18 protein-coding genes are annotated in these 20,711 nt (G+C 60.3%); 11 read left to right on the top strand and 7 right to left on the bottom strand.

Going from position 1 to position 20,711, the window contains the following annotated elements; genetic code table 11:
- Window positions 1–79 precede the first annotated feature (79 nt).
- The gene (locus J1G35_RS28780) at window positions 80–2,530 is read right to left on the bottom strand and encodes a glycogen/starch/alpha-glucan phosphorylase (RefSeq protein WP_053140414.1); all 2,451 of its coding nucleotides are present in this window, start codon (window positions 2,528–2,530) and stop codon (window positions 80–82) included.
- Between the two features lie 239 nt (window positions 2,531–2,769).
- Between J1G35_RS28780 and J1G35_RS28775 the strand changes: the two genes are divergently transcribed.
- The gene (locus J1G35_RS28775) at window positions 2,770–3,204 is read left to right on the top strand and encodes a YkgJ family cysteine cluster protein (protein WP_024072902.1); all 435 of its coding nucleotides are present in this window, start codon (window positions 2,770–2,772) and stop codon (window positions 3,202–3,204) included.
- A gap of 193 nt (window positions 3,205–3,397) precedes the next feature.
- Here the strand turns inward: J1G35_RS28775 and typA are convergent, their stop codons facing one another.
- Together typA and thiI are read right to left on the bottom strand one after the other, a co-directional pair.
- Window positions 3,398–5,218, bottom strand: coding sequence for a translational GTPase TypA (typA, locus tag J1G35_RS28770; protein WP_053140412.1), 1,821 nt, complete (start codon window positions 5,216–5,218; stop codon window positions 3,398–3,400).
- A 139-nt stretch (window positions 5,219–5,357) separates the two neighbouring features.
- Window positions 5,358–6,812 carry a tRNA uracil 4-sulfurtransferase ThiI gene (gene thiI / locus J1G35_RS28765; protein WP_053140409.1) on the bottom strand — a complete coding sequence of 485 codons (1,455 nt, stop codon included), beginning with the start codon at window positions 6,810–6,812 and terminating at the stop codon, window positions 5,358–5,360.
- Window positions 6,813–7,146: 334 nt separating this feature from the next.
- On the opposite strand from thiI, the gene glnA reads away from it, so the two are divergent.
- From glnA to ntrC, 5 genes are all read left to right on the top strand, one after another.
- Window positions 7,147–8,553 (top strand): glutamate--ammonia ligase, encoded by a 1,407-nt coding sequence (glnA, locus tag J1G35_RS28760; protein WP_024072899.1) that lies wholly within the window; start codon window positions 7,147–7,149, stop codon window positions 8,551–8,553.
- Window positions 8,554–8,656: 103 nt separating this feature from the next.
- Window positions 8,657–9,196, top strand: coding sequence for a chorismate mutase (locus tag J1G35_RS28755; RefSeq protein ID WP_223016677.1), 540 nt, complete (start codon window positions 8,657–8,659; stop codon window positions 9,194–9,196).
- Between the two features lie 99 nt (window positions 9,197–9,295).
- On the top strand, window positions 9,296–9,721 hold the full coding sequence (locus J1G35_RS28750; RefSeq protein ID WP_223016676.1) for a cupin domain-containing protein: 426 nt from the start codon (window positions 9,296–9,298) through the stop codon (window positions 9,719–9,721).
- A 295-nt stretch (window positions 9,722–10,016) separates the two neighbouring features.
- Window positions 10,017–11,102: a nitrogen regulation protein NR(II) gene (gene glnL / locus J1G35_RS28745; RefSeq protein WP_053140402.1), complete on the top strand. Its 1,086-nt coding sequence runs from the start codon at window positions 10,017–10,019 to the stop codon at window positions 11,100–11,102.
- A complete protein-coding gene (ntrC, locus tag J1G35_RS28740; protein ID WP_048723367.1) occupies window positions 11,099–12,535 on the top strand; it encodes a nitrogen regulation protein NR(I) in 1,437 nt (478 codons plus the stop codon). Before glnL ends, ntrC begins: the two co-directional genes overlap by 4 nt.
- Before the next feature lie 530 nt (window positions 12,536–13,065).
- Here the strand turns inward: ntrC and J1G35_RS28735 are convergent.
- Window positions 13,066–13,506 (bottom strand): hypothetical protein, encoded by a 441-nt coding sequence (locus J1G35_RS28735; RefSeq protein ID WP_223016675.1) that lies wholly within the window; start codon window positions 13,504–13,506, stop codon window positions 13,066–13,068.
- Between J1G35_RS28735 and J1G35_RS28730 the strand changes: the two genes are divergently transcribed.
- Window positions 13,505–13,960, top strand: a complete 456-nt coding sequence (locus J1G35_RS28730) for a tRNA (cytidine(34)-2'-O)-methyltransferase (RefSeq protein WP_046070509.1) — start codon at window positions 13,505–13,507, stop codon at window positions 13,958–13,960. The genes J1G35_RS28735 and J1G35_RS28730 overlap by 2 nt on opposite strands.
- 114 nt (window positions 13,961–14,074) lie before the next feature.
- On the opposite strand, the gene secB is transcribed toward J1G35_RS28730, so the two are convergent.
- From secB to J1G35_RS28715, 3 genes are read right to left on the bottom strand one after another with little or no spacing between them, the layout of a single operon-like run.
- Window positions 14,075–14,554 (bottom strand): protein-export chaperone SecB, encoded by a 480-nt coding sequence (gene secB / locus J1G35_RS28725; protein ID WP_014716520.1) that lies wholly within the window; start codon window positions 14,552–14,554, stop codon window positions 14,075–14,077.
- 42 nt (window positions 14,555–14,596) lie between these two features.
- Window positions 14,597–14,851 (bottom strand): glutaredoxin 3, encoded by a 255-nt coding sequence (grxC, locus tag J1G35_RS28720; RefSeq protein ID WP_010213876.1) that lies wholly within the window; start codon window positions 14,849–14,851, stop codon window positions 14,597–14,599.
- A 1-nt stretch (window position 14,852) separates the two neighbouring features.
- Entirely contained in the window at window positions 14,853–15,266 is a 414-nt protein-coding gene (locus tag J1G35_RS28715; protein WP_065925750.1) for a rhodanese-like domain-containing protein, read from the bottom strand.
- Between the two features lie 151 nt (window positions 15,267–15,417).
- On the opposite strand from J1G35_RS28715, the gene gpmI reads away from it, so the two are divergent.
- The 4 genes from gpmI (at window position 15,418) to J1G35_RS28695 (ending at window position 20,613) form a co-directional block, all read left to right on the top strand.
- Complete coding sequence (gene gpmI, locus J1G35_RS28710) at window positions 15,418–16,944, top strand: 2,3-bisphosphoglycerate-independent phosphoglycerate mutase (RefSeq protein WP_223016674.1); 1,527 nt, start codon at window positions 15,418–15,420, stop codon at window positions 16,942–16,944.
- 251 nt (window positions 16,945–17,195) lie between these two features.
- The gene (locus J1G35_RS28705; RefSeq protein ID WP_053140392.1) at window positions 17,196–18,491 is read left to right on the top strand and encodes a murein hydrolase activator EnvC; all 1,296 of its coding nucleotides are present in this window, start codon (window positions 17,196–17,198) and stop codon (window positions 18,489–18,491) included.
- Window positions 18,492–18,521: 30 nt separating this feature from the next.
- A complete protein-coding gene (locus tag J1G35_RS28700) occupies window positions 18,522–19,838 on the top strand; it encodes a S41 family peptidase (RefSeq protein WP_053140389.1) in 1,317 nt (438 codons plus the stop codon).
- Between the two features lies 1 nt (window position 19,839).
- Complete coding sequence (locus J1G35_RS28695; RefSeq protein WP_223016673.1) at window positions 19,840–20,613, top strand: divergent polysaccharide deacetylase family protein; 774 nt, start codon at window positions 19,840–19,842, stop codon at window positions 20,611–20,613.
- Window positions 20,614–20,711 lie beyond the last annotated feature (98 nt).

Here is a 20,711-nt window from a genome sequence, read left to right as displayed (position 1 = left end):
CGCCAACGATAACGCGTGCTTTCTGATTTAACGCGGTATCTTTGCGTTCTTCGCGAGCAAGCTCGCTCCTACAGTAGATCTAGTCGAGGGCTTTCCAGATTTCAGTGGCGTACTCGCGGATCGTCCGGTCCGAGGAGAACCAGCCCATGCGCGCGGTGTTGAGCACCGCCGAACGCCACCACGCCTTGGAATCATGCCAATGCGCTTCGACCCGCGCCTGGGCATCCCAGTAGGAATCGAAGTCGGCGCAGACCAGGAAGCGGTCGTAGTCGATCAGCCCGTCGATCAAGCCCACATAGCGGCCCGGATCATCCGGCGAGAACACCCCGCCCCGAATCGCTTGCAGCACGTCGTTCAGACGATGGGAGGCCGCAATGTCCGGCCCGGCATTGAACTCACCGGCATGTTTACGCGCCTCGACCTGCTGCGCACTGAGGCCGAAGATAAACATGTGATCGGCCCCCACGCGCTCGTGCATCTCCACGTTGGCGCCGTCCATGGTGCCGATGGTCAGCGCGCCGTTGAGGCCGAACTTCATGTTACTGGTGCCCGACGCTTCAAAGCCGGCGGTGGAGATCTGCTCGGACAAGTCCGCCGCCGGGATGATGCTTTCCGCCAGGCTGACGTTGTAGTTGGGCAGGAACACCACCTTGAGCAAGCCGCGTACGGTCGGGTCGTTGTTGACGGTGCGCGCGATGTCGTTGGTCAGCTTGATGATCAACTTGGCCTGGTGATAACTGGCCGCCGCCTTGCCCGCGAAGATCTTCACCCGTGGCACCCAGTCGGTGCCCGGCTCGGCGCGGATTGCCTGGTACAGCGCCACGGTGTGCAGCAGGTTCAGCAGTTGGCGCTTGTATTCGTGGATACGCTTGACCTGCACGTCGAACATCGCCGCCGGGTTCACCGAAATGCCCAGGCGCTCGTGGATGATCTCGGCCAGCGCACGCTTACTGTGCAGACGCTGGTCGGCGAAGGCTTTGCGGAAGGCCTGTTTCTCGGCGAAGGTTTCCAGCTCGCCCAGGCGGGTTTCCATGGTGTCGAGAATGTCCGGCCCCAAAGCTTCCACCAGCATCTCGGTGAGCTTGGGGTTGGCTTGGTACAGCCAGCGGCGGAAGGTAATGCCGTTGGTTTTATTGTTGATGCGCTCCGGGTAGAGCTTGTGCAGTTCGGAGAACACGGTGCTGCGCATCAACTGGGTGTGCAAACCCGATACGCCGTTGACGCTGTGGGAGCCGAGGAACGCCAGGTTACCCATGCGCACACGGCGGCCGTTGTCTTCTTCGATCAGTGAGACGGCGCGCAGTACGTCGAAATCGTGGATGCCCTTGGCCCGCAGCGAATCGATGTGCTGGGCGTTGATCAGGTAGATGATCTGCATGTGCCGGGGCAACATGCGTTCCATCAGGCCGACCGGCCAGGTTTCCAGGGCCTCGGGCAACAAGGTGTGGTTGGTGTACGACAGGGTTTCAACGGTGACATCCCACGCGGCTTCCCACGGAATGTCGTGCAGGTCGACCAACTGGCGCATCAACTCGGCCACGGCGATCGAGGGGTGGGTGTCGTTGAGCTGGATCGCTGCGTGCTCGCCCAGGCTGAGGACCGAGCCGTGCATGTTCTTGTGGCGACGCAACAGGTCTTGCAAGGAGGCGGCGACGAAGAAGTATTCCTGGCGCAGGCGCAGCTCCTGCCCCGCTTCGGTGCTATCGGCCGGGTAAAGCACTCGGGAGATGCTCTCGGCGCGGGCCACTTCGGCGACGGCGCCCAAGTGGTCGCCGGCGTTGAAGCGCTCCAGGTGCAGGTCTTCCACCGCCCGGGCGCGCCACAGACGCAAGGTATTCACGCTGGCGCCGCGCCAACCGACCACCGGGGTGTCGTAGGCAACGGCACGCACGGTTTCGCTGGGCGTCCACACCTGGATCAGCTTGCCGGAAGCATCCGGCAAGGTTTCGACGCTGCCGCCAAAGCCGATGGGGTAAATCACCTCGGCCCGTTCAAATTCCCACGGGTTGCCGAAATCCAGCCAGCGTTCGGTCTGCTCCTGTTGCCAGCCATCGACGATGGCCTGGCGGAACAAGCCGTGTTCATAACGAATGCCATAACCATGGCCGGCGATGCCCAAGGTCGACATGCTTTCCATAAAGCACGCCGCCAGGCGGCCGAGGCCACCGTTGCCGAGCGCCGCATCGGGCTCCAGCAGACGGATGCGTTCGAGGTCCACCCCGAGTTCAGACAGCGCTTCGCGAGCGATCTCCAGCACACCGAGGTTACTCAGGCTGTCGTAGAGCAGGCGGCCGATCAGGAACTCCAGGGACAGGTAATAAACCCGTTTCTGGCCTTTGCGGTAGATACGCCGGGTGTGGTCCATCCAGTGGTCGACCATCTGGTCGCGGGCGGCCAGGGCAATGGCTTCGAACCAGTCATGGTCGAAGGCATGGTCCGGGTCTTTGCCCACCGCGTAGGTGAGTTTGGTCAAGACAGCATCGCGGAATGCGGCTACCTCTGCTTCTCGTGCAAGCGGTTCCTGAGACATCGGTGTGACCTCGGGCGAGATTGAAGGAGTTGCTAGAGCCTAGTCGGTCTGACAGACGGTAGACGCTCTGGTTCGGCAGTTTTTTAACTCATTCACCTTTGCAGGCATTTGATGCAGGGGTCGTGCCCAATCAGCCCAGGTTCGGGCCTTTGAGCTGAAATTCGCAAAATATTGTTCAAAAAACCACCAATCCCGGTATGATCGCGCGCCCGGATACAGCCCCACCTTTTGGAACCCTGATGAAGCCTCAACTGATCGCCGCCGCGGAACTTGACCGTCTCGAAACGTGGCAGAAATATTCCGCCCATATGTGCGGTGGCTGCGTGTCCAGCTGCTGCACGCTGCCGGTCGAGGTGAAGATCAAGGACCTGATCCGCATTGGCATCGTCGATGAATTCGAGCGTGGCGACCCGCCGAAGAACATCGCCAAGCGGTTGCAGAAGGAAGGCATCGTCGAGCGCTACAACAACAAATCCGAGATTTTTACCCTGCAGCGCATGAGCAACAACGATTGCCTGTACCTGGATCGTAAGACGCGCTTCTGCACTATTTATGACAAGCGCCCGGATACTTGCCGCAACCACCCGAAAATCGGGCCGCGGCCAGGGTATTGCGCGTATAAGCCGAAGGAAGTGGTGCGCGAGACTAAGTTCAAGACCCTCGACAAGTTCTGATCCGGATTTTGTGGGGCTCTCAAGGGCCCCATCGGGGGCAAGCCCCCTCCCACATTTTGATCTGTGAACACATTCAAAGGTGGGAGGGGGCTTGCCCCCGATGAGGCCAGTACAGCCACCACCAAAACTGCAGACATAAAAAAACGCCCCCGGCCTTTCGACCGGGGGCGTTTTTCATTCAGCCTGAGTTAACTCAGTTCTTGGCTTTCTTGGCAGCGCGGGTACGCTCGCCTTCGTCCAGGATCTTCTTACGCAGGCGGATCGACTTAGGCGTCACTTCGCACAGCTCGTCGTCCTGGATGAATTCCAGGGCCTGTTCCAGGGTGAAGCGAACAGGTGGAACCAGGGCGATGGTTTCGTCTTTACCCGAAGCACGCATGTTGTCGAGCTTCTTGCCTTTGGTTGGGTTGACGCCCATGTCGTTGTCACGGCTGTTCAGACCAACGATCTGACCGTTGTAGATCTCTTGACCGTGCTCAACGAACAGCTTGCCACGCGCCTGGAGGGTTTCCAGGGAGTAGGTCAGTGCCTTGCCGGTTTCTACCGATACCAGAACACCGTTCTGACGGCCGGACATGTCGCCGGACTTCATGGTGTCGTAGCGATCGAAGATCGAGGTCAGGATGCCAGCGCCGTTGGTCAGGGTCAGGAACTGGTTACGGAAACCGATCAGACCACGAGCAGGGATGTTGTATTCCAGACGCACACGGCCTTTGCCATCCGGCACCATGTTGGTCAGGTCGCCCTTACGCAGGCCCATCTCTTCCATGACCTTGCCCTGGGATTCTTCAGGGGTGTCGATGGTGACGTTTTCGAACGGTTCCTGCTTCACGCCGTCAACAGTACGGATGATCACTTCAGGACGACCAACGCCCATTTCGAAGCCTTCACGACGCATGGTTTCGATCAGTACCGAGAGGTGCAGCTCACCACGGCCGGAAACCTTGAACTTGTCAGCCGAGTCGCCTTCTTCAACGCGCAGTGCAACGTTGTACAGCAGCTCTTTGTCCAGACGTTCCTTGATGTTACGGGAAGTCACGAACTTGCCTTCTTTACCGCAGAAAGGCGAGTCGTTTACCTGGAAGGTCATGGAAACGGTTGGCTCGTCGACGGTCAGAGGCTTCATCGCCTCGACAGTGTCCGGCTGGCACAGGGTGTCGGAGATGAACAGCGAGTCCATACCGCTGACGCACACGATGTCGCCGGCGAAGGCTTCTTCAACGTCGATGCGGTGCAGGCCGTGGTGACCCATCAGCTTCAGGATACGACCGTTACGCTTCTTGCCGTCGGCGCCGATAGCGACAACCGGGGTGTTCGGCTTGACGCTACCACGGGCGATACGGCCAACGCCGATAACACCCAGGAAGCTGTTGTAGTCCAGTGCCGAGATTTGCATCTGGAACGGGCCTTCACGGTCAACCTTCGGTGGTGGAACGTGGTCAACGATCGCCTGGTACAGCGGGGTCATGTCTTCCGCCATGGCGGTGTGTTCCAGACCGGCAATACCGTTCAGTGCCGAAGCGTAGATCACTTGGAAATCAAGTTGCTCTTCGGTGGCACCCAGGTTGTCGAACAGGTCGAAGATCTGGTCCAGAACCCAGTCCGGACGCGCGCCTGGGCGGTCAACCTTGTTGATGCACACGATCGGACGCAGGCCGGCTTCGAAAGCCTTCTTGGTCACGAAACGGGTTTGCGGCATAGGGCCGTCTTGAGCGTCAACCAGCAGCAGAACGGAGTCAACCATCGACATTACGCGTTCTACTTCGCCGCCGAAGTCGGCGTGGCCCGGGGTATCCACGATGTTGATGTGGTAGCCGTTCCAGTTGATAGCGGTGTTTTTTGCCAGGATGGTAATACCGCGCTCTTTTTCCTGGTCGTTGGAGTCCATCACGCGCTCGTCGTTGAGCTCGTTGCGCTCCAGGGTGCCGGATTGACGCAGGAGTTTGTCTACCAGGGTGGTTTTACCATGGTCAACGTGAGCAATGATGGCGATGTTACGTAGATTTTCGATCACTTGTGTATCTCGATCAGAGGATTCGGTGTGCTGACAGGTCGTGGCAGCGATTAACAGTAGAGTCAGGCCTTGCCGTTACAGCTTGACGGCAGAGTCGGGGGGCCGGTGACGCAGGCCACAGGCAAACAGCCCCGGGCTCTTAGCTCGGTCGATAAACGCGCACATTGGCATGCCCCTCACTGAGCAAATGGTGGGCATGCAGGCGACTCATCACGCCTTTGTCGCAATACAGCAGGTACTGACGGCTGTTATCCAGTTCCTTGAAACGCGCGTTCAATGCATAGAACGGCAGCGTTTGTACGTCGATGCCAGCAATTTCCAGCGGCTCATCTTCAGCGGCATCCGGGTGACGGATGTCGACAACGATCTGGCCGGCCAGGGCTTCGCTGACTTCTTCGATCTGCACATCCTGGCCCAGTTCGTCGATAACACGATCGATCGGGACCAGCTTGGCGTTCTCGAGCGCACGCTCCAGAACCGCCATATCAAACTGTTGTTCTTCATACTCCACGCGGTTGCGCTTGGCGTGGGTCTTGGGGTTCACCGAAATGACCCCGCAGTATTCAGGCATATGCTTGGCAAAGTCGGCGGTGCCGATTTGTTCTGCCAAGTCGATGATGTCCTGTTTGTGGCTGGCGATCAGCGGGCGCAATACCAGCTTCTCAGTCACGCAGTCGATCAGCGACAGGTTTGGCAGCGTCTGGCTGGAAACCTGGGAAATCGCCTCACCGGTCACCAGCGCGTCGATCTGCAACTGATCGGCGATTCGGGACGCAGCGCGCAACATCATACGCTTCAATACTACGCCCATATGACTGTTATCGACTTTGCCGAGAATTTCGCCCAGCACTTCCTCGAACGGTACGCTCACAAATAGCACGCGCTGGGAGCTGCCGTACTTCTTCCAGATAAAGTGCGCAACTTCCATCACGCCCAATTCGTGTGCACGCCCGCCCAGGTTAAAGAAGCAGAAGTGGCTCATCAGGCCGCGGCGCATGATCTGGTAGGCCGCCACCGTGGAGTCGAAACCGCCGGACATGAGGACCAGGGTCTGTTCCAGGGCGCCCAGCGGGTAGCCGCCGATGCTGTCGTGCTGGCTGTGAATCACAAACAACCGTTGGTCGCGAATTTCCATGCGCACTTCAATTTGCGGCGCCTTGAGGGAAATTCCGGCGGCGCCGCACTCGCGACGCAGCTTGCTGCCGACGTATTTCTCGACGTCCATGGAGCTGAATGGGTGCTTGCCGGCACGCTTGCAGCGCACCGAAAAAATCTTGCCTTCAAGGCTGTCGCCGAAGTGCCGTTTGCATTTTTCGGTGATGTCGTCGAAGTCGCCCAGCGGGTACTCATCCACCTGCAGGAAATGCGCGATACCCGGCATGCAGCTCAGGCGCTCGGTCATATCCTTCAAGGCTTTGGCGTCGGTCAGGCGGGTTTCCAGTTCGAGGTTGTCCCACACACCGTTCACCACCACAGCCGGGTCCAGATCGCGGAGCACGGCACGGATATTCTTGGCCAACTGACGGATGAAACGCATCCGTACCGGTCGGCTCTTGATGGTGATCTCGGGGAAGACTTTAACGATTAATTTCATGGAAACAGCGCGCGCAGGGCCTGCCGAAAAAGGGGGGCGCGGATTATAGCGGAAATCGCTCAAGGTTTAACCAGTTAATATGCACAACTCTCGACTCGCACTAAAGAGGTGCATTTACAACCAGAAGCGCCACATTGCGGTGCGCCATTTTCGCGCTTTTGTCGCAATGCACCTTTATAGGGGCGTTTTTGGAGCAAAAAACCCATGTTGGCGCACTGGCATGCAATTTGCTCTCTTGTGAGGCAGGTTGCCATGGCGGACTATCCGCGCCGGCATCACCCACATTCTAAGGGCTAACTCCACTACCCCAGCCCGAAGCCACCCGGAGGACACTATGTCGAAGTCGGTTCAACTCATCAAAGATCATGACGTTAAATGGATTGATCTGCGCTTCACGGACACCAAAGGCACTCAGCACCACGTGACCATGCCGGCTCGCGACGCGCTGGATGATGCTTTCTTCGAAGAAGGCAAAATGTTCGACGGTTCCTCCATCGCTGGCTGGAAAGGCATCGAAGCCTCCGACATGATCCTGATGCCGGACGACAGCACTGCCGTCCTCGACCCATTCACCGAAGACCCAACGCTGATCATCGTCTGCGACGTGATCGAGCCTTCGACCATGCAAGGCTACGACCGCGACCCACGTGCGATCGCCAAGCGTGCCGAGGAATACCTGAAGTCGACCGGTATCGGCGACACCGTATTCGTAGGCCCAGAGCCAGAATTCTTCATCTTTGATTCGGTCAAGTTCAAGTCCGACATCTCCGGTTCGATGTTCAAGATCTTCTCCGAACAAGGTTCGTGGATGTCCGACCAGGACGTGGAAGGCGGCAACAAAGGCCACCGTCCAGGCATCAAAGGTGGCTACTTCCCAGTTCCGCCGTTCGACCACGACCACGAAATCCGTACCTCCATGTGCAACGCCATGGAAGAAATGGGCCTGGTCATCGAAGTTCACCACCACGAAGTGGCGACTGCCGGCCAGAACGAAATCGGTGTGAAGTTCAACACCCTGGTTGCCAAGGCTGACGAAGTCCAGACCCTGAAGTACTGCGTACACAACGTGGCTGATGCCTACGGCCGTACCGCTACCTTCATGCCTAAGCCGCTGTACGGCGATAACGGTTCGGGTATGCACGTTCACCTGTCCATCGCCAAAGAAGGCAAGAACACCTTCGCTGGCGAAGGTTATGCCGGCCTGTCCGACACCGCCCTGTACTTCATCGGCGGCATCATCAAGCACGGTAAGGCCCTGAACGGCTTCACCAACCCATCGACCAACTCCTACAAGCGTCTGGTTCCAGGTTTCGAAGCACCGGTAATGCTGGCCTACTCGGCTCGCAACCGTTCCGCCTCGATCCGTATTCCTTACGTGTCCAGCCCGCGCGCTCGCCGTATCGAAGCTCGCTTCCCGGATCCAGCAGCCAACCCATACCTGGCTTTCGCTGCCCTGGTCATGGCCGGCCTGGACGGTATCCAGAACAAGATCCACCCTGGCGACGCCGCCGACAAAAACTTGTACGACCTGCCGCCTGAAGAGGCCAAAGAGATCCCACAAGTGTGCGGCAGCCTGAAAGAAGCCTTGGAAGAGCTGGACAAGGGCCGTGCGTTCCTGACCAAAGGCGGCGTATTCAGCGACGACTTCATCGATGCCTACATCGAGCTGAAAAGCGAAGAAGAAATCAAAGTACGCACCTTCGTACACCCACTGGAATACGAGCTGTACTACAGCTGCTGATCCGGTAGCGCTGCTTGACGTAGCGTGCTGAAAAAGGCCTCCTTCGGGAGGTCTTTTTTTGCCCAGGAATTAACCCGCTCCCCCTCCCATAAGGAGATCAGCATTGAAACGTCGACTTGCATTCGCTTTAGTGTTTTTCAGCGCCAGTGCATTGGCTGCGCCACCCACTCTTGAGCCGCTGCTCAACAGCATCGCCGAACGCCTGGAGATCGCCGACCAGGTGGCCCTGAGCAAATGGGACAGCAAAAAACCTGTAGAAGACAAAAAGCGCGAACAAGAGGTGATCGCCAGCGTCATGACCCAGGCACCGAGCTACAAATTGGCGCCCGCCACCGCCGAGCAATTTTTTTCGGCGCAGATCGAGGCGAACAAACTGGTGCAGTACACCCACCTGTCCGACTGGCAGTTCCAGGGCAAGGCACCGGACGATCCGCGCCCGGACCTGGTGAAGCAGATACGCCCGCAATTGGATGAGCTGCAGAAACGCCTGCTGCAGCAATTGGCTGACTTCACCCCGCAGCGTACCGACCCGCAGTGCCCTCAATGGCTGGCCGAAGCAGTGCATGAGCCGCTGAACGATCCGCTGCGGCAACTGGCGATGATCCGCGCTACGGCCGAGCTGTGTATCCGCACAGGCGAATAACGGATGACACCCACATCATTTTAGGCACCTTCCGGCATCCCTCCCCGAACAGCGATCGTAGCCTGACCGGCCACTCAGCGAACGGGATGAAACCCAACCATGGAAGCCCTCAAATGCTTGATCGCAACAGCGACCTGCCTGTCTGCCCTAGGCTGCAGCAGCCAGCCGAAAGACGTCGTGCAAATCGAAAAGGAGATCCTGCTGCAGAGCAGCGCATCATGGGACGGAACACCTTACCAGGCTTACCCCTCCAGCCCGCCGGAACTCACGCTGTTGCGACTCAAGATCCCCGCGAATACGCAGTTACCCTGGCATAGCCACCCAATGCCGAATGCAGCGTATATCCTCTCGGGCGAGCTGATCGTTGAAGCCCGTAAAGGCGGGCAAGCCCTCACCCTGACACAAGGGCAAACCCTGGCCGAGATGGTGGGCACAGTCCATCGCGGCAGAACCGGATCCACACCGGTGGAGCTGCTGGTCTTTTACGCCGGCAGCGCGGGCATGCCGCTCTCCCAGCCGCATTGATAAAGCCCACCACGGAGATCGCTCTCGCACATCCGCCGAGAGCACTCTCTCATCACTTCCTGAACAACCTTCACAAAACAGCACTATATTGGTGCAATAGCCTGCACCCTTCCCACTGCCTCACACCATTTTGGTTCGAAACTTCGCGAAGAAGCTGGCAGAACGCCACAGTTTCGCGCCTTAAACGCCTATTTCAGGGCCTGCACGCTTCTTTTCGGAGCCTTGGTTTGGTTTTTGCATTTTCCTTGTATCAGCGTGTGCCTCAAGCCCGCGCCTTGCTCCAAAAGAGGTCCCGATGACCATCAGCGATGCACTGCACCGTTTGTTACTCGACAACCTGACCACCGCGACCATCCTGCTCAATGACGACCTGCGCCTTGAGTACATGAACCCGGCGGCAGAGATGCTCCTGGCCATCAGCGGCCAGCGCAGCCATGGGCAGTTCATCAGCGAATTGTTCACCGAGTCGGCCGAAGCCTTGAGCTCGTTGCGCCAGGCAGTGGAGCAGGCGCACCCGTTCACCAAGCGCGAGGCGATGCTCACGGCCCTGACCGGCCAGACACTGACTGTCGACTACGCCGTAACCCCGATCCTGAGCAACGGCGCCACCCTGCTGCTGCTCGAAGTACACCCGCGCGACCGCCTGTTGCGCATCACCAAGGAAGAAGCCCAGCTGTCCAAGCAGGAAACCAGCAAGATGCTGGTGCGCGGCCTCGCCCATGAGATCAAGAACCCGCTGGGCGGCATTCGCGGCGCGGCGCAGTTGCTGGCCCGCGAGTTGCCGGACGAGAACCTCAAGGACTACACCAACGTCATCATCGAAGAGGCCGATCGCCTGCGTAACCTGGTGGATCGCATGCTTGGCTCCAACAAGCTGCCGTCGCTGGCGATGACCAACGTGCACGAAGTACTTGAGCGCGTCTGCCATCTGGTGGAGGCCGAAAGCCAGGGCTGCATCACCTTGGTGCGCGATTACGACCCGAGCATTCCCGACGTGTTGATCGACCGCGAGCAGATGATCCAGGCGGTGCTCAATATCGTGCGCAACGCCATGCAGGCCATCAGCAGCCAGAACGAGTTGCGCCTGGGCCGTATCAGCCTGCGTACCCGCGCCCTGCGCCAGTTCACCATCGGCCACGTGCGCCATCGCTTGGTGACCAAGGTCGAGATCATCGACAACGGTCCGGGCATTCCTGTGGAACTTCAGGAAACCATTTTCTTTCCCATGGTCAGCGGCCGCCCGGACGGTACCGGGCTGGGCCTGGCCATTACCCAGAACATCATCAGCCAGCACCAGGGTCTGATCGAATGTGAGAGCCATCCTGGCCACACCACGTTCTCGATCTTTCTGCCTCTGGAACAAGGAGCCCCATCGACATGAGCCGTAGTGAAACCGTCTGGATCGTCGATGACGACCGTTCTATCCGCTGGGTCCTTGAGAAAGCCTTGCAACAGGAAGGCATGACCACCCAGAGCTTCGACAGCGCCGACGGAGTGATGAGCCGCCTGGCGCGCCAGCAGCCCGACGTGATCATCTCCGACATCCGCATGCCCGGCGCCAGTGGCCTGGACCTGCTGGCGCGGATACGCGAGCAACACCCGCGCCTGCCGGTGATCATCATGACTGCGCACTCCGACCTGGACAGCGCTGTCGCGTCCTATCAGGGCGGCGCCTTCGAATACCTGCCCAAGCCGTTCGACGTGGACGAGGCCGTGGCGCTGGTCAAGCGCGCCAACCAGCACGCCCAGGAACAGCAGAACCAGGAAGCCCCGCCGGCCCTGACCCGCACGCCGGAAATCATCGGCGAAGCGCCGGCGATGCAGGAAGTGTTTCGCGCCATCGGGCGCTTGAGCCATTCCAACATCACCGTGCTGATCAACGGCGAGTCGGGCACCGGCAAAGAACTGGTGGCCCACGCCCTGCACCGTCACAGCCCACGGGCGGCCTCGCCGTTTATCGCGCTGAACATGGCGGCGATTCCCAAGGACCTGATGGAGTCCGAGCTGTTCGGCCATGAGAAAGGCGCGTTCACCGGCGCAGCCAACCTGCGTCGCGGCCGTTTTGAACAGGCGGACGGCGGCACGCTGTTCCTCGATGAAATCGGCGACATGCCGGCCGACACCCAGACCCGCTTGCTGCGTGTACTGGCGGACGGCGAGTTTTACCGCGTGGGCGGACACACACCGGTCAAGGTCGATGTACGCATCATCGCCGCGACTCACCAGAACCTGGAAACCCTGGTGCACGCCGGCAAGTTCCGTGAGGACTTGTTCCACCGTCTCAACGTGATCCGCATCCACATTCCACGGATGTCGGACCGCCGCGAAGACATCCCGACCCTCGCCCGCCACTTCCTCAGCCGCGCCGCCCAAGAGCTGGCCGTCGAGCCGAAGCTGCTGAAAAGCGAGACCGAGGAATACCTGAAGAACCTGCCATGGCCCGGCAACGTGCGCCAACTGGAGAACACCTGCCGCTGGATCACGGTGATGGCGTCCGGGCGCGAAGTGCATATCAGCGACCTGCCGCCGGAGCTGCTGAGCCTGCCGCAGGATTCGGCGCCAGTGACCAACTGGGAACAGGCACTGCGCCAATGGGCCGACCAGGCCCTGGCACGCGGCCAGTCGAACCTGCTGGACAGCGCCGTACCGGCCTTTGAGCGGATCATGATCGAAACCGCCCTCAAGCACACCGCCGGTCGCCGTCGCGATGCCGCCGTGTTGCTGGGTTGGGGTCGCAATACCCTGACGCGCAAGATCAAGGAGCTGGGCATGAAGGTGGATGGCGGTGATGACGATGAGGGCGACGACGCCTGATCTCCAATCTACTGAGGTCCAAATGTGGGAGGGGGCTTGCTCCCGATAGCAGTAGATCAGTCACAACATCTGTGCCTGATACACCGCCATCGGGGACAAGCCCCCTCCCACATTTGGACCGTCACAAAGCTTCAGGATCGTGCACCGCTTCAATGCACCATGAACCGGCATCGGGCATGGATCCAACGCCTGAAACCTCAGAGCCGCTGAAAAAAACCTGAATCCCGAAAACACCAAAGCCCCGTACTCCGGGGCTTTGCGCTTACTGAAGAATTTTTTTGTCACAACTTAGCCACTCTGGCACGCGCCCTGCAATAACCCCAGTACAACCCAGTTTCGGGGACCTTGGTACAGGCAGGCCGAGAATCCCCTCTTTACACCCGGGGTGCTTGATGCGAACCGCGTCGCGCTCCACACCGCTTTCGGGAACCTCGGTACAGGCAGGCCGGGGATTCCCTCTTTAACACCGAAGCCTCTGGCTTCACCCCGTTTTGGGAGCCCTGGTACAGGCAGGCCGGGAACTCCCTCTTTTATTGCTCTTGGAGATGGATCTCCAGCCGCCAGCGGTCATCGACCTCCTCGCCCTTCCACTCCCCGCGCAATGGCCGAGCCGCCACCAGGTTCAGCAGCAAGCCCGCATCGGTCTTGCGCACGCGCCAGTTCACATCCTTGTCGTTGACCTTGAGCTGCCCACTGGCGGCCTTGCCTTGCGCGTCGAACAACAGCGCCACGGTGCCGTCGATATGCTCGCCGTGCAGCTTGGGTTCGCTGTTGAACCACACCACCACACCGTCCGCCGCCGTTTCTATCTGCTGCAGTTCGACCGGGTCAGGGGTGGTCAGGCGACCGATCATCAGGCCCACCATCAGGCCGACAATCGCCAATGAGCCCATGACCTTCGGCATTAGCTTCGGTCTTGGGTCTTCTTCAGGGGTAGAATGCAGCGCATCTTTGCCTTCGGAGCCGTGCATGTTTCACGTCATCCTTTTTCAACCAGAAATTCCGCCGAATACCGGCAACGTTATCAGGCTGTGCGCCAACAGTGGCTGCCACCTGCATTTGATCGAGCCCCTGGGCTTCGACATGGACGACAAGCGCCTGCGCCGCGCCGGCCTGGACTACCACGAGTACGCCACCCTGCAGCGCCATGCTGACCTGGCCAGCTGCCTGGAAAGCCTGGGCCACCCACGGCTGTTCGCGTTCACCACCAAGGGTTCGCGACCGTTCCATGATGCCAGCTTTGCCGAAGGCGACGCCTTCCTGTTCGGCCCGGAAAGCCGTGGCCTGCCGGCCGACGTACTCGACGCCCTGCCTGACGGGCATCGCCTGCGCTTGCCGATGCGCGAGGGCTGCCGCAGCCTGAACCTGTCGAACACCGTCGCCGTTGCTGTCTACGAAGGCTGGCGCCAACTCGGTTTCAAGTAACACACATAGCAAATGTGGGAGGGGGCTTGCCCCCGATGGCGGAGTGTCAGTCGACATCTATCTGACTGATCCACCGCTATCGGGAGCAAGCCCCCTCCCACATTGGGTTCGAGATTACTGAACCGTCGGTGCGCCTTCCTGTTGCATGCGCTGCAGCTCTTGGGCGTACAGGGCATCGAAGTTCACCGGAGCCAGCATCAGCGCCGGGAACGAACCACGGGTGACCAGGCTGTCCAGGGTCTCACGGGCATACGGGAACAGGATGTTCGGGCAGAACGCACCCAGGGTGTGGCTCATGGACGCTTCGTCCAGGCCCTGGATCAGGAAGATACCGGCCTGTTGCACTTCAGCGATGAAGGCCACTTCTTCGCCATTCTTGACGGTGACCGACAAGGTCAGCACGACTTCGTGGAAGTCGCCTTCCAGTGCCTTTTGACGGGTGTTCAGGTCCAGGGCAACGCTTGGGGTCCATTCCTGGCGGAAGATAGCCGGGCTTTTCGGCGCTTCGAACGACAGGTCCCGCACGTAGATACGTTGCAGCGAGAACTGTGGGCCTTGGGCTTCTGCTGCTTCGGTGTTCTGTTGGTCAGTCATCGCAGATCCTTCTTGATCTTGGGGTCTTTTCGGGGTTGGGAGTCAGACGAGCAGCAGCGCATCGAGTTTACCGGCGCGCTCCAGGGCAAACAGGTCATCGCAGCCACCGATATGCTTGGCGCCGATCCAGATCTGCGGCACGGACGTGCGCCCCGCCTTCTGGGCCATTTCGGCACGCACCTGGGGCTTGCCGTCGACCTTGATCTCTTCGAAGGCAACGCCCTTCTTCTCCAGCAGGGCCTTGGCCCGCATGCAGTAAGGGCACCAATCGCTGGAATACACGACAACCTGGCTCATATCACTTCACCAGCGGCAGGTTATCGGCGCGCCAGCTGCTGATGCCACCGGACAGCTTGGCGGCGGTGAAACCAGTCTTGAGCATTTCGCGGGCGTGGGTGCCGGCGTGCTGGCCCTGGGCGTCGACCAGGATGATGGTCTTGGCCTTGTGCTTTTCCAGCTCGGCCAGGCGCGCGATCAGCTTGTCCTGAGGAATGTTCAGGGCACCGACGATATGGCCGGCGGCGAAATCCTTGACTGGGCGGATATCCACCACAATGGCCTCATCCTTGTTGACCAGCGCGGTCAGCTCCGACGTGCTCAGGCTGCGGCCACCACGGCTCAATTCGTGAGCGATCAGCAGCGCCAGCAGGATGACGAAGGCACCCACGAGCAGATAATGGGCAGTGGCAAATGCAATCAGGTGATCAACCATCAAGGAGGTTCCAGGGCGTTAAAATGGCGGTAAGTATACACAGCCGTCAGGGGGGGCCAACCCCCGTAAAGCGGTGACGTGGTCGGAACTTCGCTTTAAACTGCCACTCCCTTTTCAATTGCCTTCCTTTATTACCGCCGCGAGAGGATCTATGACTACCACGCCTAAACCTTTGGTCCTGATAATTCTCGATGGCTTCGGACACAGTGAAAGCCACCACGACAACGCCGTATACGCGGCCAAGAAGCCCGTACTCGACCGACTGACTGCGACAGTGCCCAACGGCCTGATCTCCGGCTCGGGCATGGACGTGGGCCTGCCGGACGGCCAGATGGGCAACTCGGAAGTCGGCCACATGAACCTCGGCGCCGGACGAGTGGTATATCAAGACTTCACTCGCGTGACCAAATCGATCCGCGATGGCGAGTTCTTCGAGAACCCGACCCTCTGCGCAGCGGTAGATAAAGCAGTGGCCGCCGGCAAAGCCGTGCACTTCATGGGCCTGCTGTCCGACGGCGGCGTACACAGCCACCAGGACCATCTGGTGGCGATGGCTGAGCTGGCCTTCAAGCGCGGCGCCGACAAGATCTACCTGCACGCTTTCCTCGATGGCCGTGACACGCCGCCAAAAAGCGCGCAATCCTCCATCGAACTGCTGGACGCCACTTTCGCCGCCCTGGGCAAGGGCCGCATCGCCAGCCTGGTGGGCCGCTACTTCGCCATGGACCGCGACAATCGTTGGGACCGCGTGTCCCAGGCCTACAACCTGATCGTCGACGGCCAGGCCGAATTCCACGCCGCCACCGCCCAGGAAGGCCTGGAAGCCGCCTACGCCCGTGGCGAGAGCGATGAATTCGTCAAGGCCACGACCATCGGCGACCCGGTCAAGGTCGAAGACGGCGACGCCGTGGTGTTCATGAACTTCCGCGCCGACCGTGCCCGCGAGCTGAGCCGTGTGTTTGTCGAAGACGGTTTCAAGGAATTCGAGCGTACTCGCCAGCCAAAAGTCCAATTCGTAGGCCTGACCCAATACGCCGCCAGCATCCCGGCCCCCGCTGCCTTTGCTGCCGGCAGCCTGGACAACGTGCTGGGCGACTACCTGGCGAAGAACGGCAAGACCCAACTGCGTATTGCCGAAACCGAAAAATACGCCCACGTGACCTTCTTCTTCTCCGGCGGTCGCGAAGAACCGTTCCCGGGTGAAGAGCGCATCCTGATCCCGTCGCCAAAAGTCGCCACCTACGACCTGCAGCCGGAAATGAGCGCGCCGGAAGTCACCGACAAGATCGTCGACGCCATCGACCACCAGCGCTACGACGTGATCGTGGTCAACTACGCCAACGGCGATATGGTCGGCCACAGCGGCAACCTGGAAGCTGCGACCAAGGCCGTGGAATGCCTGGACCTGTGCGTCGGGCGCATTGTCGAGGCGCTGGAAAAAGTCGGCGGCGAAGCGCTGATCACCGCCGACCACGGTAACTGCGAGCAGATGTCCGACGAATCCACCGGCCAGGCTCACACGGCTCACACGACCGAGCCGGTGCCGTTCATCTACGTCGGCAAGCGCGACTTCAAAGTGCGCGATGGCGGCGTACTGGCGGATGTGGCGCCGACCATGCTGATGCTGATGGGGTTGGAGAAGCCGAAAGAGATGACTGGCACCTCAATCCTGGTCTGATCTAAACAACAGTGTGGGAGGGGGCTTGCCTCCGATAGCAGTGGGTCAGCCAACACCTATTCAGCTGACACGCCGCAATCGGGGGCAAGCCAGCCCCCTCCCACATTGGATCTCCGGCGTTTGGTAGATGTCTTTTTGCCATACCACCGCCACTCGGCACCTATCTTGCCTTCCAGGCCGAATTGGGCGTTTTTTTTGCGACGCTTGGCGGGCATACTAGGCCGTCCCTTTCCCTGGTGTCGCCCGCCTCTATGCTTCGCGCCTTGATTACCCTTGCTCTTGTCTGCCTGCTCCAACCGGCGTTTGCCGACGAGCGCGCACAAACTCAACAACAGTTGGACGCTACGCGTCAGGACATTACCGAGCTGAAAAAACTGCTCGGCAAGCTCCAGGAAGAAAAATCCGGGGTGCAGAAAGACCTGCGCGGCACGGAAACCGAAATGGGCAAGCTGGAGAAGCAGGTCCAGGAGCTGCAAAAAGAATTAAAGAAGAGCGAGTCGGAACTGGAGCGACTCGACGCTGAGAAAAAAAAACTCCAGAGCGCGCGCGTTGAACAGCAACGCTTGATCGCGATCCAGGCCCGCGCCGCCTACCAGAGCGGCCGCCAGGAATACCTCAAGCTGCTGCTCAACCAGCAGAACCCGGAAAAATTCGCGCGTACCCTGACCTACTACGACTACCTGAGCAAAGCCCGCCTGGAGCAACTTAAAAGCTTCAACGAGACCCTGCGCCAGTTGGTCAACGTCGAACAGGAAATCGCCAACCAGCAGTCGCAGTTGGAGGACCAGAAAAGCGCCCTCGACACCCAGCGCGACGAGCTGGACAAAGTCCGCAAGGAGCGCCAACTGGCCCTGGCCAAGCTCAATGACGATGTGAAGGCCCGTGACGCCAAGCTCCAGGCCCGCGAGCAGGACCAGGCCGACCTGGCCAAAGTGCTCAAGACCATCGAAGAAACCCTGGCACGCCAGGCACGCGAGGCCGAAGAAGCGCGACAGAAAGCGCTGATCGCCCAGCAGGAAGCGGAAAAAAAGCGCCAGCGTGAGGCCGAACTGGCAGCCACCAGCGATGCCCCGGCACCGCGTAAACCGGCACATGCCGCCCCTGGCCCGCTGGTTTCCAGTGCCGGCGAGTCCTTTGGGGGGCCTTTTGCTTCGGCGCGCGGCAAACTTCCATGGCCAGTTGATGGTCGACTACTGGCGCGCTTCGGTGAAACCCGAGGCGACGACACCCGCGCCAAGTGGGATGGGGTGATGATCAGCGCGTCTGCCGGCAGCCAGGTCCACGCCGTTCACGGCGGGCGCGTAGTGTTTGCCGATTGGCTGCGGGGCGCCGGTTTGTTGGTGATTCTCGACCACGGTAATGGCTATTTGAGCCTTTACGGCCACAATCAGACTTTACTCAAGTCGGCAGGTGATGTTGTAAAAGCCGGTGAATCCATCTCCACTGTCGGTAACAGTGGTGGTCAGGACACCCCGGCGCTGTACTTCGCTATTCGTCAGCAGGGTCGCCCGAGCGATCCCGCACAATGGTGCCGGTCCCAAGGATAGGGTCGCATCTACATTAGGAGTTCGTTCGACATGCTGCATTTGTCCCGCCTCACTTCGCTGGCCCTGACGATCGCCCTGGTGATCGGCGCGCCTCTGGCTTTTGCCGACCAGGCCGCTCCGGCTGCACCCGCCGCCACGGCCGCGACCACCAAGGCGCCGTTGCCGCTGGACGAGCTGCGCACCTTTGCCGAGGTCATGGACCGGATCAAGGCAGCCTATGTCGAACCCGTAGACGACAAGACCCTGTTGGAAAATGCCATCAAGGGCATGCTCAGCAACCTCGACCCGCACTCCGCGTACCTGGGTCCGGAAGATTTTGCCGAGCTGCAGGAAAGCACCAGTGGTGAATTCGGCGGCCTGGGCATTGAAGTCGGCGCTGAAGACGGCAACATCAAGGTCGTTTCGCCCATCGACGACACCCCGGCATCCAAGGCCGGCATCCAGGCCGGTGACTTTATCGTCAAGATCAACGGCCAGCCGACCCGTGGCCAGACCATGACCGAAGCCGTCGACAAGATGCGCGGCAAGATCGGCCAGAAAATCACCCTGACCCTGGTGCGCGACGGCGGCAACCCGTTTGACGTGACGCTCACCCGCGCGACCATCGTGGTCAAGAGCGTGAAGAGCCAGCTGCTGGAGTCGGGCTACGGGTACATCCGCATCACCCAATTCCAGGTCAAGACCGGCGACGAAGTGGCCAAGGCCCTGGCCAAGCTGCGCAAGGACAACGGCAAGAAACTCAGCGGCATCGTACTCGACCTGCGCAACAACCCAGGCGGTGTGCTGCAAGCGGCGGTGGAAGTGGTCGACCACTTCATCACCAAGGGCCTGATCGTCTACACCAAGGGCCGGATCGCCAACTCCGAACTGCGCTTCTCGGCCACCGGCAACGACCTCAGCGAGAACGTGCCATTGGCCGTGCTGATCAACGGCGGCAGCGCCTCGGCCTCGGAAATCGTCGCCGGCGCCCTGCAAGACCAGAAGCGCGGCGTGCTGATGGGCACCACCAGCTTCGGTAAAGGCTCGGTACAAACCGTGCTGCCGCTGAACAATGAGCGTGCGTTGAAGATCACCACCGCGCTGTACTACACGCCGAACGGCCGCTCGATCCAGGCCCAGGGCATCGTGCCGGACATCGAAGTGCGCAAGGCCAAGATCACCAACGAAATCGACAGCGAGTACTACAAGGAAGCCGACCTGCAAGGTCACCTGGGCAATGGCAACGGCGGTGCCGACCAGCCAACCGGCAGCAGCAAGAAAGCCAAGCCGATGCCGCAGGACGATGATTACCAGCTGGCCCAGGCGCTGAGCCTGCTCAAGGGCTTGAGCATCACGCGCAGCCGTTGATATGCGTGTTGCCCTGATCATCGCTGTGCTGTGCAGCCTGGCAGGGGTCGCCCAAGCGGCCCCTGCCAGCGAGTCCCACAAAGCCTACCTGACCCTCATCATCGACGACCTGGGGCAAAACCTGACCCGGGATCGTCGCGTGCTGGCCCTGCCTGGGCCGGTGACCACGGCGATCATGCCCGACACGCCTCACGCCGCCGAATTCGCCCGCGAAGCGCACAAGGCCGGCAAGATCGTGATCCTGCACATGCCCATGGACCCGGCCACCGGCCCGTTCGCCTGGCACCCCGAGCTGCCCATCGAAGAGCTCGGCAAGCGTCTGGACGCGGCCTTCAACGCCGTGCCCTACACTGCCGGCATCAACAACCACATGGGTAGCCGCATGACCGCGCAACCGGCCGCCATGGCCTGGTTGATGGCCGAGCTGCAACGGCGCAACAAGTTCTTCGTCGACAGCCGCACCAGCGCAAAGACCGTGGCCGCTGCCGAGGCGCAGAAGATCGGCCTGGCTCATGTCTCGCGGGATGTGTTTCTCGACGATGAACGCACCGAAGCCGCGATCACCACGCAATTACAGACGGCGATCAAACTGGCGCACAAACAGGGTTCGGCGGTGATGATCGGCCACCCCTACCCACAAACGCTGGCCGTACTGGAACGCGAGCTGCCCAAGCTCAAGGCCCAGGGCATCGACTGGATAGACATCAAGTTGATGATCAGCGTACGCAGCAACCAGGCCATGGCGGGGCACGGGAAGGACGGCGTTTACCGCTAGGAGCGGGCTTGCCAGCGATAGCCATGGGTATCTACACAACTTTTCAGCCCCTGACAAATCTCCCTGTGGCGAGCGGGCTTGTCCCGCGTTGGGCTGCG

The organism is Pseudomonas sp. SH10-3B (assembly GCF_019891415.1).
GTDB lineage: Bacteria > Pseudomonadota > Gammaproteobacteria > Pseudomonadales > Pseudomonadaceae > Aquipseudomonas.
Note: the sequence above shows the minus strand (reverse complement) of the source record. Positions and strands in the feature narration are given on the sequence as shown.